13 protein-coding genes are annotated in these 13,268 nt (G+C 73.3%); 10 read left to right on the top strand and 3 right to left on the bottom strand.

The features are described 5' to 3' along the window. The first annotated feature begins 64 nt into the window (after window positions 1-64). The 3 genes from HDA34_RS06930 (at window position 65) to HDA34_RS11865 (ending at window position 4,153) form a co-directional block, all read left to right on the top strand. The gene (locus tag HDA34_RS06930) at window positions 65-1,516 is read left to right on the top strand and encodes a CCA tRNA nucleotidyltransferase (RefSeq protein ID WP_134377484.1); all 1,452 of its coding nucleotides are present in this window, start codon (window positions 65-67) and stop codon (window positions 1,514-1,516) included. A gap of 52 nt (window positions 1,517-1,568) precedes the next feature. After that, a complete protein-coding gene (locus tag HDA34_RS06935) occupies window positions 1,569-1,868 on the top strand; it encodes a DUF7218 family protein (protein WP_061867469.1) in 300 nt (99 codons plus the stop codon). 146 nt (window positions 1,869-2,014) lie between these two features. Next, on the top strand, window positions 2,015-4,153 hold the full coding sequence (locus HDA34_RS11865; protein ID WP_220482128.1) for an acyltransferase family protein: 2,139 nt from the start codon (window positions 2,015-2,017) through the stop codon (window positions 4,151-4,153). A 106-nt stretch (window positions 4,154-4,259) separates the two neighbouring features. On the opposite strand, the gene HDA34_RS06950 is transcribed toward HDA34_RS11865, so the two are convergent. Next, window positions 4,260-5,345, bottom strand: a complete 1,086-nt coding sequence (locus HDA34_RS06950) for an inositol-3-phosphate synthase (RefSeq protein WP_002857798.1) — start codon at window positions 5,343-5,345, stop codon at window positions 4,260-4,262. Between the two features lie 169 nt (window positions 5,346-5,514). Here HDA34_RS06950 and HDA34_RS06955 point away from each other — a divergent pair, with 169 nt between their 5' ends. Next, window positions 5,515-7,038 carry a glycosyltransferase family 87 protein gene (locus HDA34_RS06955; protein WP_134377482.1) on the top strand — a complete coding sequence of 508 codons (1,524 nt, stop codon included), beginning with the start codon at window positions 5,515-5,517 and terminating at the stop codon, window positions 7,036-7,038. Here HDA34_RS06955 and HDA34_RS06960 read toward each other — a convergent pair. Further along, window positions 7,029-7,370 carry a hypothetical protein gene (locus HDA34_RS06960; protein ID WP_220482316.1) on the bottom strand — a complete coding sequence of 114 codons (342 nt, stop codon included), beginning with the start codon at window positions 7,368-7,370 and terminating at the stop codon, window positions 7,029-7,031. The genes HDA34_RS06955 and HDA34_RS06960 overlap by 10 nt on opposite strands. A 107-nt stretch (window positions 7,371-7,477) precedes the next feature. Here HDA34_RS06960 and HDA34_RS06965 point away from each other — a divergent pair, with 107 nt between their 5' ends. After that, entirely contained in the window at window positions 7,478-8,965 is a 1,488-nt protein-coding gene (locus HDA34_RS06965) for a M18 family aminopeptidase (protein WP_129867166.1), read from the top strand. Between the two features lie 69 nt (window positions 8,966-9,034). Here HDA34_RS06965 and HDA34_RS06970 read toward each other — a convergent pair whose 3' ends face one another. Next, window positions 9,035-9,601, bottom strand: a complete 567-nt coding sequence (locus HDA34_RS06970) for a hypothetical protein (protein ID WP_134377481.1) — start codon at window positions 9,599-9,601, stop codon at window positions 9,035-9,037. A 343-nt stretch (window positions 9,602-9,944) separates the two neighbouring features. Between HDA34_RS06970 and rpsF the strand changes: the two genes are divergently transcribed. The 5 genes from rpsF to HDA34_RS06995 all read left to right on the top strand — a co-directional run bounded on the left by rpsF (window position 9,945) and on the right by HDA34_RS06995 (window position 13,266). After that, window positions 9,945-10,250 (top strand): 30S ribosomal protein S6, encoded by a 306-nt coding sequence (gene rpsF, locus HDA34_RS06975; RefSeq protein WP_002857790.1) that lies wholly within the window; start codon window positions 9,945-9,947, stop codon window positions 10,248-10,250. A gap of 132 nt (window positions 10,251-10,382) precedes the next feature. Then, a complete protein-coding gene (locus HDA34_RS06980) occupies window positions 10,383-10,979 on the top strand; it encodes a single-stranded DNA-binding protein (RefSeq protein WP_044659956.1) in 597 nt (198 codons plus the stop codon). 230 nt (window positions 10,980-11,209) lie between these two features. Then, window positions 11,210-11,449, top strand: a complete 240-nt coding sequence (gene rpsR / locus HDA34_RS06985; RefSeq protein WP_002857788.1) for a 30S ribosomal protein S18 — start codon at window positions 11,210-11,212, stop codon at window positions 11,447-11,449. A 28-nt stretch (window positions 11,450-11,477) separates the two neighbouring features. Next, the gene (gene rplI / locus HDA34_RS06990) at window positions 11,478-11,939 is read left to right on the top strand and encodes a 50S ribosomal protein L9 (RefSeq protein WP_002857787.1); all 462 of its coding nucleotides are present in this window, start codon (window positions 11,478-11,480) and stop codon (window positions 11,937-11,939) included. Window positions 11,940-12,042: 103 nt separating this feature from the next. Next, window positions 12,043-13,266, top strand: a complete 1,224-nt coding sequence (locus HDA34_RS06995) for an MFS transporter (protein WP_233437102.1) — start codon at window positions 12,043-12,045, stop codon at window positions 13,264-13,266. Window positions 13,267-13,268 lie beyond the last annotated feature (2 nt).

A 13,268-nucleotide genomic window follows, 5' to 3' on the forward strand; every position in this document is an offset into this window, starting at 1 on the left:
CCGTCAACTCTAGCCCGGCCCGCGCGGGCCCGTGCCGGGACCGTCTGGCACCCTTGTAGGCATCATGGATCTGACCACCGCCACCCACGCGTTGCCCCCCGGCTTCCCCGCGGACGCCACCCTGCCCGCCGTCGTCGTGGAGCTGGGGCGGAGGTTCGAGGCCGCCGGCCACGAGCTCTCCCTGGTGGGCGGGCCGGTCCGCGACCTCTTCCTGGGGCGGCCGTCGCTGGACCTGGACTTCACCACGGACGCCGACCCGGACGCGTCCGAGGCCGTGGGCGCCGGCTGGGCGGACGCCACGTGGGACGTGGGGCGGCGGTTCGGGACCATCGGCTTCCGCAAGGCCGGCTGGCAGCTCGAGGTCACCACCTACCGGGCCGAGCAGTACGACCCGGCCAGCCGCAAGCCGCAGGTGGCCTTCGGCGACAGCCTCGAGGACGACCTGCTGCGCCGCGACTTCACCGTCAACGCCATGGCCCTGCGCCTGCCCGCCCTCGAGCTCGTGGACCCCTTCGGCGGCATGCGGGACCTGCACGCCGGCGTGCTGCGCACCCCCGGCACCCCCGAGGACTCCTTCTCCGACGATCCGCTGCGCATGATGCGCGCCGCCCGGTTCGCCTCCCAGCTCGGCTTCGCCGTGGCCCCCGAGGTGGAGCAGGCCATGACCGCGATGGCCGAGCGGATCACGATCGTCTCCGCCGAACGCGTCCGCGAGGAGCTCGTCAAGCTCGTGTGCGGGGCGCACCCGCGCGCCGGCCTCGACCTGCTCGTGCGCACCGGCCTGGCCGACCACGTCCTGCCCGAGCTGCCCGCCCTGCAGCTCGAGTCGGACGAGCACCATCGCCACAAGGACGTCTACGCCCACTCCCTGACCGTGCTGGAGCAGGCCATGGAGCTGGAGGGCGAGTACGCGCCGTCGACCCCCGACCCCGTGCTGCGCCTGGCGGCGCTACTGCACGACGTCGGCAAGCCGGCCACGCGCCGCTTCGAGAAGGGCGGGGCCGTCACCTTCCGGCACCACGAGACCGTGGGCGCCAAGCTCGTCCGCAAGCGGCTGCGCGCCCTGAAGTTCGACAACGACACGATCAAGGCGGTGGCCCGCCTGGTGGAGCTGCACATGCGGTTCTACGGCTACGGCGACGCCGGCTGGACCGACTCCGCCGTCCGCCGGTACGCCCACGACGCCGGCGACCTGCTGCCCCGCCTGCACGCGCTGACCCGCTCGGACGTGACCACCCGCAACCGGCGCAAGGCCGAGCGGCTGGCCCATGCGTACGACGACCTCGAGCGGCGCATCGCCGAGATCGCCGAGGCCGAGGAGCTCGCCGCCGTCCGGCCGGACCTGGACGGGCAGCAGATCATGGCGCTGCTGGGGATCCGCCCGGGCCCGGTGGTGGGCCGGGCGTACAACCACCTGCTCGAGTGGCGCCTCGACGAGGGCCCACACGAGCCGGCCGAGGCCGAGGCGGAGCTGCGGCGCTGGTGGGCCGAGCAGCCGGAGGCCCAGCAGGACTGAGTCGGCGCGGCGGGCCTTCCACCCGGCGTCGGGCCGGGACCACACTGGCCGCATGGCTGAGAAGAAGACCGAGAAGAACGGCGCCCCCATGGGCCCCGGCACGTCCAGCATCAAGGACCCCGAGGTCTACGAGGCGCTGCGCCGCGAGGGCGCGAGCGAGGAGAAGGCCGCGCGGATCGCCAACGCGTCCGCCCGGGACGGCCGGGACGAGGTCGCCGAGCGCGGCGGCGAGGCCGGCTCCTACGCGGACTGGACCAAGGACGAGCTCGCGAAGCGGGCCCGCGAGCTCGACATCGAGGGCCGCTCCACGATGACCAAGGATGAGCTCATCGAGGCGCTGCGGAACCACTGACCGGCGCCCGCACCCCCGCCTCCGGGGGCGGAACCCGGTGCTGTGGGAGCGGAATACCGCCGGAAACCGCCCCCAACGCGGTGGGGCCTGCGGGGGATAGCCGGAGGCTTTGGCCCATCCAGGTCCGGATGGGATGATCGACCGCTGTGAGTTCCGACCAGCGCACCGTGTCCGCGCCCCGCCATGCCCTGCCGCCCCAGGACGGCGTGCCCGCCGTCAAGGTCGGCACGCGGATCAGTCGCGGCCCCGGACGGGTCACCGCCCTCGACGGGCTGCGGGGGATCGCGGTGCTCGCCGTGCTCGTCTTCCACGCCTGGCCCACCTTCCTGCGCGGCGGGTTCGTGGGCGTGGACATGTTCTTCGTGCTCTCCGGCTTCCTCATCACCACCGGCCTGGTCCGTGGTGTGGACGCGGGCCGGGGCGTGGCGCTGGGCACCTTCTGGATGAAGCGCGTCCGACGCCTCATCCCGGCCATGCTGATGGCGCTCGTGGGCACCACCGCGCTCGCGTGGCTGGCGGTGGACGAGTTCCCCGCGGGCCTGGGCCGCCAATGGTTCGGCGCCCTGACCTACACCAGCAACTGGGTGATGATCCTCGAGGGCGGGGACTACTTCAACCGCGCCTCGCCGCCTCTGTTCGAGCACCTGTGGTCCCTGGCGATCGAGGAGCAGTTCTACATCCTCTGGCCCCTGCTCCTCTGGGGGCTGCTCCTGCTCACCTGGCCGCCGCGCAGCACGGTGAACTCGGGGCGGGTGGCGGACCGACGCCGCATCCTCGCGGTCGCGGTCGCGGCCGTGGCCTCCGCGGCGTGGATGGCCTGGGGCTCGTGGCACGGGTTCGAGCAGGCCCGCCTCTACTTCGGCACGGACACCCACGCCTTCGGCCTGCTGTTCGGCGCGTGCGTGGCGATCGGCCTGGCCCACGTGCCCCGGCCCGAGCACGGCGGCCCCGAGCCGCGGACCTCGGCCACGCGGGTGGCCGTCGCGTGGGGCGCCGTCGCGGTGCTCGCGGCGGGATTCGCCCTGGTCGACGGCGGCCACGCGAGCACGTACCGCGGGGTGCTGGCGGGCCTGTCCGCCGTCGTCGCGTTCATCGTCTGGCACGTGGTGCAGGGTGACCGGCGCGACTCGCTCTCGCGCGTGCTGGGCAACGGGTTCCTGCGCTGGTGGGGGCGCCGCTCCTACGCCGCGTACCTGTGGCACTGGCCGCTGCTCGTGATCATGCGCGTGATGGTGCCCGTGGACGCCCCCGGGTGGGTCGAGCCCGTGGCCGCCGGCGCGATCCTGCTGCTGACCGCCCTGATCGCCGACCTGAGCACCCGGCTGATCGAGGAGCCCATCCTCCACGAGGGGTTCAGGGGCGCCTTCGGCGGCTGGGGCGCGGCCGCGCGGCGGGCGTTCACGGGCGGGGCCGGGCCGATCGGCCGGCTCGCGGCCGCCGCCACGGCGCTGGGGCTCGTGGCCGTCCCCGCGGCGGCCGTGGCCGCCGTGGTGCACTCGCCCGCGCAGACTCAGCTCGAGCAGGACATCGCCCAGGCGGAGGAGTCCCTCAAGGCCGCCGAGGCGGCGCAGCAGGCGGCCCGCGAGTCCCGCGCGGCGGAGCAGTCGAAGCGGGCCGAGGCGTCGGCCTCGGGGGCACCCGGCTCGGCCGCCCCCGGGGACGCGGAGGGCTCCGCCGGTGCGACGCCCTCGCCCGGGTCGTCCGCCGAGCCATCCGGGCTCGGGCTCGGCGACCCGGCCGTCACGCGCCCCACGTACTCCAAGGAGCAGCTCACCGCGGCCCTGCCGCCGTCCGAGCTCGGCCCGGACGTCACCCTGATCGGCGACTCCGTCTCGCTCTCGGCCGCGCCAAAGCTCATGGAGCAACTGCCGGGGATGCTGCTGGAGGCGGAGGTGGGCTACCAGATCTGGGACGCCGCGGACGAGCTCGAGAAGCTCGAGGCGGACGGCCAGCTGAGCGACGTCGTCGTGGTGGCCCTGGGCGCCAACGGCACCACCCATCGGGGCGACTGGGAGAAGATCCTGGCGGCCGTCGGCGAGGACCGACTGCTCGTGCTCGTGGTGCCGCACGGCCCGATGGACTGGATCGCGGACGTGCAGGTGCAGATGGAGGCGCAGGCCAAGGCCCACCCGGACCGGATCGTCCTGGCGGACTGGGACGCCGCGGCGAAGCAGCACGTCACGGACTTCTCCGCCGACGGCGTGCACCCCCGCGCCGACGGCCAGGCCATGTATGCCCAGCTCGTCCGGCTCACCATCGAGGACCGGCTCGGCACGCGGCGCTAAGCGCGGTGGCCGGGGCGGCACGCGCCCCCACGACGACGCCGGCCCGTCACCTCCACGGGGAAGGCGACGGGCCGGCGTCGTGCGCGGTCCGCGGGGACCGGGCGGGTCAGCGCTCGATGTCGCCGCGGATGAAGGCCTCCACGAGCTCGTGCGCCGCGTCGTCGTTGTGCTGCACGGGCGGGGACTTCATGAAGTAGGACGAGGCCGAGAGGATCGGGCCGCCGATGCCGCGGTCCAGGGCGATCTTCGCGGCACGCACGGCGTCGATGATCACGCCGGCCGAGTTGGGGGAGTCCCACACCTCGAGCTTGTACTCGAGCGAGACCGGGGCGTCGCCGAAGTTGCGGCCCTCGAGGCGCACGAACGCCCACTTGCGGTCGTCGAGCCAGGCCACGTAGTCGGACGGGCCGATGTGCACGTCCTTCTCGCCCAGCTGCGCGGAGGTGTTGGAGGTGACGGCCTGCGTCTTGGAGATCTTCTTGGACTCCAGGCGCTCACGCTCGAGCATGTTCTTGAAGTCCATGTTGCCGCCCACGTTGAGCTGGTAGGTGCGGTCCAGGGTGACGCCGCGGTCCTCGAACAGCTTGGCCATCACGCGGTGGGTGATGGTGGCGCCGATCTGGGACTTGATGTCGTCGCCCACGATCGGCACACCCGCGGCGGTGAACTTCTCGGCCCACTCCGGGGTGCCGGCGATGAACACGGGCAGGGCGTTCACGAACGCGACGCCGGCGTCGATCGCGGCCTGGGCGTAGTGCTCGGTGGCCAGCTGCGAGCCGACGGGCAGGTAGCAGACCAGCACGTCCACCTCCGCGTCGCGGAGGGCCTGGGCCACGTCCACGGGCTCGGCCTCCGACTCCTCGATGGTCTCGGCGTAGTACTTGCCGAGGCCGTCCAGGGTGGGGCCGCGCTGGACGGTGACGTCCGCGTGGGGCACGTCCGCGATCTTGATGGTGTTGTTCTCGGAGGCGGTGATGGCCTCGGACAGGTCGAGGCCGACCTTCTTCGCGTCCACGTCGAACGCGGCCACGAACTCGAGGTCGGACACGTGGTAGTCGCCGAACTGCACGTGCATCAGGCCTGGGACCGTGTCCGTGGCCTTCGCCTCGCGGTAGTACTCCACACCCTGGATGAGGGATGTTGCGCAGTTGCCCACGCCGGCGATGGCGACGCGGATGGGATTGGTGGCCACGGTCTGGTTCTCTCCTCGACTGTCCGGAACGGGTGCGGGCACGCGGAGCGCGCGCAGGGGGCCCACGCCGTTCGGCGGGGCGCTCACCCGGGGATCAACCCCGCCAGTCTACGACCGACGACGGCGGCCCCGCCCGTCCGGTGTCCGGGCGGCTTCCTAGGATGGGGGCATGAGACCGGCCCCCGCGCACGCCGCGACCCCCAGCGAGCCGCCCACTCACGCCGCGGACGGCGCCCCGAGCGACGCCGTGACCGCCCCGGGCGCCCCCGCCGGGCGTTCCGCTGACAGCGCACCGTCCGGGGCCCTGCCCGCCCCCGGTGAGCGCGGCGGCCGCTTCCAGCTCGCCGGCGGCCTCGCGGCGAACGGCCCCGGACGGGGGACCGGCTCCTGGGCCGGGCCCGTGGCGCTGACGGCGCTGCTGGTGGCTCTGGCCGCCGTCGTGACCGTGCTGCAGAAGTCGCCGTGCCTGCTGCACGGCTGGGGCGCCCCGGACGTCTACTACGCGGGCTGCTACTCGGACTGGGCCGCGCTCTACGGCGGGCGCGGGTTCGCGGCGGACCCGTGGGCGCCGTTCCGGGCGGGCTCCACGTTCGAGTACCCCGTGCTGATGTCCGTCGTGGGCTCGGTGGCGGCCTGGATCACGCAGGCGCTGCCGTTCTCGCCGGAGCAGGGCACGGTGGTGTTCTGGCTCGTGAACTTCGGGTTCGTGGTGGTGCTGTGGGCCGTCGTCGCGGTGCTGACCGTCCGGATGGCGGGGCGCCGGTGGACGGACGGGCTCATGGTGGCCGTGGCCCCGGGGATCGTGCTGGCCGGCACCATCAACTGGGACCTGTGGGCCGTGGCCCTGCTGGCGTGCGGCATGTACGCGTGGTCGCGCGGCCGGTCCCTGACGGCGGGGGTGCTGTTCGGCCTCGGCGCGGCCATGAAGCTGTATCCGCTGCTGATCCTGGGGCCGCTGCTGATCCTGGCGGTGCGCTCGCGGCGGTGGCGGCCGTTCCTGCTCGCGGCCGGGGGCACGGTGGCGGCGTGGGCGGCGGTCAACGTGCCGCTCATGGTCGTGAACGTCCAGGCGTGGTCCGTGTTCTTCACCTTCTCCGGCGAGCGCGGGCCGGGCCTGTCCAGCGTGTGGCACGCGTGGGACGTGACCGCCGCGCAGGCCGGGTGGGCGTTCGTTCCGGAGGACTCCCTGACCCTGCTGGCCTACGGGACCTTCGCGGTGTGCTGCCTGGGGATCTTCGTGCTCGGCGTGCGGGTGCGGCACACCCCGCGGCTGGCGCAGCTGACGTTCCTGGTGGTGGCGGCGTTCGTGCTCACCAACAAGGTGTACTCACCGCAGTTCGTGGTCTGGCTGATCCCGCTCCTGGCGCTCGCCCTGCCGCGGTGGCGGGACTTCTGGGTGTGGCAGACGGTGGAGGCGCTGCACTTCTTCGCCGTGTGGATGTACTTGGCCAAGGGGGTGGCCGAGACCCCGCCGCAGCACTCCATGGACGACTCCGTCTACGTGGCCGCGATCCTCGCGCACATGCTCGCGGTGCTGTGGCTGTGCGGGCGCGTCGTGTGGGAGATGCTGCACCCGGCCGAGGACCTCGTGAAGCGCGACCACGGCGGCCACCCGGACACCGACCCGCTCGCCGGCGCGTACGCCGGACCGGCCCAGGGGCGCTCAGGCCGACCGGCCGCGGTTCAGGCGTAGTCCCAGCGGTGGATCGGGCAGTCCGGGGACGACGGCGGCGCGGTCGTCCCCGCCGCGGCGGCGCCGTCCTCGCGGGGCGGCGGCGGGCAGACGCACTGCGCCCCGGAGGCGGCCGTGGCCGCCTTCATCTGCTCGCGCCACATCACGTGGGGGTCGGTGGCCGGGTCCGCGGCCGCGCCGGGGTGCACCGGACGCGCGGCGCCGTCGTCGTGTGCGTCGTGGGCGGGGGCGCGGGCCGCGTCCCCGTCCCGGGTGAAGCCCATCCGCACGATGGCCCAGCCGCCCACGGTCCACGCCACCAGGAGGAAGACCCCCACGGCGACGGCGATCATGATGTCCACGGCGGGCTCCTCCTGCGCTGACGGGGCGGGCGATGCAGCGGGCCCGCCTCCGGGCCAGGGTAGCCGGACGGGGTGACGGGGCGCGGTACGGTCGGGGCATGACCCCCGTGACCCGTGACACCGTCGCCGAGATGCCCGCCCACCTGCGGGACCTGGCCGAGTTCGTGACCGCCTCGCCCTCCAGCTACCACGCCGCGGAGGAGGTCGCACGCCGTCTGGAGGCCGTCGGCTTCACCCGGCTGGACGAGACGGTCGACTTCCCGTCGGCCCCGGGCGGCTATGTGGTGGTGCGCGACGGCGCGGCGGTGGCCTGGATCGTGCCGACGGGCGCCGGGGCGCTGGGCCGGGCCGCGGGCGCTGAGCCGCGCGTGGCCGGGCCGGACGAGGCGGGGCCGAGCGCCGACGTCGTGCCGGTGTTCCGCGTGCTCGGGGCGCACACGGACTCGCCGGGGTTCAAGCTCAAGCCGAACCCGGCCACCGTGACGGCCGACGGCTGGGTGCAGGCCGGCGTCGAGGTGTACGGCGGCCCGCTGCTGAACTCGTGGCTGGACCGTGAGCTGCGGTTCGCCGGGCGTCTCGCCCTCGACGACGGCACGCAGGTGCTCGCCGCGACCGGGCCCGTGGGGCGCATCCCGCAGCTGGCCATCCACCTGGACCGCGAGGTCAACGAGGGGCTGACGCTGAAGCGGCAGCGGCACACGAACCCCGTCGTGGGGGCGCTCGCCCCGCGCGGCGAGGGCGCCGGCGAGGCGGAGGCCGACGGTCTGGCCGCCCGCGTGCCCGGTGACGTGCTGACCGCGCTCGCGGCCGCCGCCGGCGTGGACCCGGCCGCGGTGCGCGGGCACGACGTCGTGGTGGCCGACGCCCAGGCGCCCGGACTCTTCGGGCTGGCGGGCGAGTTCTTCGCGTCGGGCCGGCTGGACAACCTGAGCTCGGTGCACGCGGGCCTCGTGGCGCTCGAGGAGCTGGCGCGCGAACACGGTGGCGCCGAGGGGGCGATCGCGTACGAGGGGACCGTCGCGGGCGGGGTGGCCGGTGAGGCGGCCGGCGCCCCGGTGATCCCGCTGCTCGCCGCGTTCGACCACGAGGAGCTGGGGTCGGCGTCGCGGTCCGGGGCGGCCGGTCCGCTGCTCGAGGAGGTCATGGGGCGCGTGCTCGAGGTGCTCGGCGTGGCCGGGCAGGGCCGCGCGCGGGCGATCGCGGGGTCCTGGCTGCTCTCCGCGGACGCCGGCCACCTGGTGCACCCGAACTACGCCGAGCGGCATGACCCCGTGAACCACCCGCGCGTGAACCACGGCCCGCTGCTGAAGATCAATGCCAACCAGCGCTACGCCACCGACGCGGGGGGAGAGGCCGCGTTCGCCCGCTGCTGCGGCGTGGCGGGGGTGCCGTTCCAGGAGTTCGTCTCCCACAACGACGTCCCCTGCGGCTCCACCATCGGCCCGATCTCGGCGACCCGCCTGGGCATCCGGACCGTGGACGTGGGCCTGGGCCTGCTGTCCATGCACTCGGCGCGCGAGATGTGCGGCGTGCGGGACGTGGAGCACCTGACGGCGGCCGTGCGGGAGTTCTTCCGCGGGGTGTGAGGCGCGGCGGGGGATGACGGCTGCCACGTGCGGCGTGCGCGGGGCTGCGTCAGCCGGCGGGGCCCGGGGTCACAGCGTCCGAAAGTCGCCGACATTGTCCAAGGTCATGCCGTTCACGACGGCACTGCCGCGGCCGCTGACCGACACGCCGGCGAGGGTCGTGCTGCAGTTGCTGTACCACCCGATGCGCGGCAGGGTGATGGTGCCTGAGACGGGGGCGGGTACCGGGGTGGAGAGCTTGCTGACGTAGCGGTAGTACCGGGTGCCGTTGTTGGTGTACAGGACCGGACTGCCGGTCCCGGAGACCTCACGGACGGGGGTGCTCCAGTCCGTCGTGGCGCTCGTCCAGGTGAGGGGGTTCCGAGACCCCATCGCATCCACCATGTCCTTCTGCACCAGGACGGAGGCGGTCACATCCGTCACCGTGGAGCCGGTGCGCACATTGGCGATCCGGTAGTAGGTATTGACGTCGTCCGTGGTGACGCTCAAGCGGGTCGAACCCGAGCCGCAGGCCGACACCGACGCGCCGGGCACGGCTGCTGTGGTGGCGCGGCGGATACTGAACACGCGGTCGATCCGCGGGAGAGGGCTGGCCGCCTCGGCGGGGGCAGCGGCGGCGGCGACGACGGTCGGCACCGCCCACGCGAGGCTGCTGGCGACTCGGCGGCGGGAGGGGACGGACTGGGACGGCTGGGGCGCTGCCGACGTGGACTCTGACATGGATGCTCCGAAACGTGAGAGGGGTTTGACACAGGATGTGTGTCCTCCTTCCAAGGTACGTCGTCGTCGACCGAGGGCAAGCCCCGGCCACCCCACGGCCCCCTAGGGGTGGCACCTCATCTGCGGAGGCGCAATGCTGGTATTCTTGACGGGATCCCCTGCGTGCCGCCGAAGAGTGCGGATGCATGCGTGAGGGGAGAACGCAGAACCTCCTGCCGCGGAGAGACCGCGGCCGCAAGCCCAGAGGAGGTGGGTTCGCATGCGTGCTTATGAGCTGATGGTGCTGATCGACCCTGAGGTCGACGAGCGCACCGTGGAGCCGACCCTGAAGAAGTACCTCGAGGTCGTCACGAACGCCGGCGGCACCGTCGACAACATCGACGTGTGGGGTCGCCGCAAGACCGCCTACGAGATCCAGAAGAAGTCCGAGGCCATCTACGTGGTCGTCAACTTCCAGTCGGAGCCGGCCGCCACCCAGGAGCTGGACCGTCTGCTGAACCTCAACGAGACGATCCTGCGCACCAAGATCATCCGTCCGGAGGAGCAGAAGATCACCGCTGAGTGATCCTCGTACCGTGTCCGGAGGGTCTGAGAGCATCGGATCAGTCCCCGACGCCCCCACCGGAACCCCGCTGAGCAGTCCCGGATCCCCGGATCCGGTCACTGACCGGCAGAACCCCCGAAGACAGGAGTGACCATGGCAGGCGAGACCGTCATCACCGTGGTCGGCAACCTCACCGCCGACCCGGAGCTGCGCTTCACCCCGAACGGCGCGGCCGTCGCGAACTTCACCGTCGCGTCCACGCCCCGCACGTTCGACCGTCAGACCAACGAGTGGAAGGACGGCGAAGCGCTGTTCCTGCGCTGCTCGGTCTGGCGTGAAGCCGCGGAGAACGTGGCGGAGTCGCTGACCAAGGGCATGCGCGTGATCGTGCAGGGCCGCCTCAGGGCGCGCTCCTACGACGACCGGGACGGCAACCGTCGCACCAGCTGGGAGCTGGACGTGGACGAGGTCGGCCCGGCGCTGCGGTTCGCCACGGCCAAGGTCACCCGCGCCCAGCGCGGCGGCGGCGGCGGTGGCTTCGGCGGCGGCCAGCAGGGGGGCGGCTTCGGCGGCGCCCCGGCCGGCGGCGGCTTCGGGGGGAACAACGACGGCGGCTTCGGCGGCGCCCAGCAGGGCGGCGGCTGGGGCGGCCAGCAGCAGGGCGGCGGCCAGGCCGCACCGCAGGACCCCTGGTCCGGCGGCGGTGGCGGCGGATGGGACACCCCGTCCTCCAACGAGCCCCCGTTCTGATCCTGCACTGACCGGGCGCGGCCCCCGCGGCCGCGACGGACACGGAACACCACGGACCTCTCCGTCCGGGCGCACCTTGCCCGGAGGGCCGCCCCGGCGGCCCATCCCACCCGCGACCCGGCACCGCCGGGCCGCACTGCACACGGCCCCGTGCCCCGCACGGGACGCCGCGTGATCCCATCCCGCAGAACCGTTCTGCGGGCTCCAGAGAACTCTGAAGGAGCACCACGATGGCGAAGGCTGAACTCCGCAAGCCCAAACCGAAGTCCAACCCGCTCAAGGCCGCCAAGATCACCGAGATCGACTACAAGGACGTGGCCCTGCTGCGCAAGTTCATCTCCGACCGCGGGAAGATCCGTGCCCGTCGCGTGACCGGCGTGACCGTCCAGGAGCAGCGCAAGATCGCCCAGGCCGTCAAGAACGCCCGCGAGGTGGCCCTGCTGCCCTACGCCGGCGCCGGCCGCGGCTGATCGAGCGAGCGAAGGAAGGAACACCCAGATGGCAAAGCTCATCCTGACCCAGGAAGTGGCCGGTCTCGGCACCTCCGGTGACGTGGTCGAGGTCAAGAACGGGTACGCCCGCAACTACCTGCTCCCGCGCGGTTTCGCCACCGTGTGGACCAAGGGCGGGGAGAAGCAGGTCGAGTCCCTGCAGAAGGCCCGCGCGGCCCGCGCGGTGGCGAACCTGGAGGACGCGCAGGCCCAGGCCGCGCAGCTCCAGTCCGCCACCGTGAAGCTCGAGCGCACCGCCGGTGCGGAGGGTCGCCTGTTCGGCGCCGTCCAGACCGCCGACGTCGCCGAGGCGATCGAGGCCGCCGGCCTCGGTTCCGTGGACAAGCGCTCGATCACCCTGCCGGCGCACATCAAGTCCGTGGGCAACCACGAGGCCCAGGTCCGCCTGCACGAGGACGTCATCGCGACCGTCCAGCTGCAGGTCGTGGCCGCCAAGGCCAAGAAGTGATCATCCGCTTCTGAGCCCGTCGCGCCCGCGACGCGCACCCGAGGCCCCGGTCCGCTCTTCACGAGCGGGCCGGGGCCTCGTGCCGTGGGGGAACATGGAGGTCATGCCCTCCGCCCCACCGCCCTCCGACCTCGCCGGCTCGACGGCGGCCCCGCGCCCGCCGCTGTGGACGCGCCCGTTCATCCTCGTCAGCGCGACCTACCTGTTCGTGGCGATGATCTTCTACACGCTCATGACCGCCATGGCGCTCTACGCCGTCACGTCCTTCGGCGCGTCGGACGCGGAGGCCGGCGTCGTGGTGGGGGCGTTCGTGCTGGGCGCGGTCCTCACCCGCATGACGACGACACCCGCCACCTTCGCGTGGGGGCGGCGGCGGGTCCTGCTCGTCGCCTTGGCCTGCTACGTCCTCACGACGGCGGCGTACCTCTGGGCGGACTCCCTGGCCACGCTGACCGCGGTCCGGCTGCTCAACGGCATGTGCTTCGGCGCGGCCGGCACCGTGCTGGCCACGGCCGTGCAGCGGATCGTCCCGCCCGTGCGCCGCTCCGAGGGCACCGGCTGGTTCTCCACGTCCATGACGCTCGCGGGCGCCGTCGGGCCGATGGTGGCCCTGCAGCTGAGCACCACCCTCGGCTACGACGCCCTGTTCTGGGCGTGCATCGGCTTCACGGGCATGGCCCTGCTGATCGCCCTGTTCCTGCGCGTGCCCGAGCCGCCGCTGACGGGCCGGTTCCGGCTGCACCGGGCGGACGTGTTCTCCGCGGAGGTGGCGCCGGCGGCGGGCGTGGCCCTGGCCTCCGGGTTCATGTACGGCGGCATCCTCGCGTTCATGGCCACGTTCGCGCAGCAGCAGGGCTACCCGGCGATGGTGCCGAGCCTGTTCTTCCTGCTCTTCGCCGCGGGCACCATCGTGGGCCGCGCCGTCCTGGGCGTGCTGCACGACCGGCACGGGGACAACGCCGTCGTCTACCCGATCCTCGCGGGCATGGCCGTCTCCTACGCGGTGCTGGCGCTGTGGCGGGAGCCGGCGGGCATGCTCGCGGCCGGCGCCCTGCTGGGGCTGACCTACGGGCCCGTGGTGAGCGTGTTCCAGACCATCGCGATCAAGGTGGTCCGGCCCACCGAGATCGGCGTCGCCACGGGCACGTTCTTCCTGCTCCTGGACCTCGGCACCGGCCTCGGCCCCATGGTGCTCGGCGCGGTGGCGGCCGCCGTCGGGATCCCGGTGATGTACCTGCTCTCCGGCGGGGTCGGGATGGCGCTGCTGCTCTACTACCGGCTCGTGCACGGCGGCCGGGCCATCGCCCGGCGCCCGCCCCCGGCCTGAGC

The organism is Micrococcus luteus, assembly GCF_014138885.1.
GTDB lineage: Bacteria > Actinomycetota > Actinomycetes > Actinomycetales > Micrococcaceae > Micrococcus > Micrococcus luteus.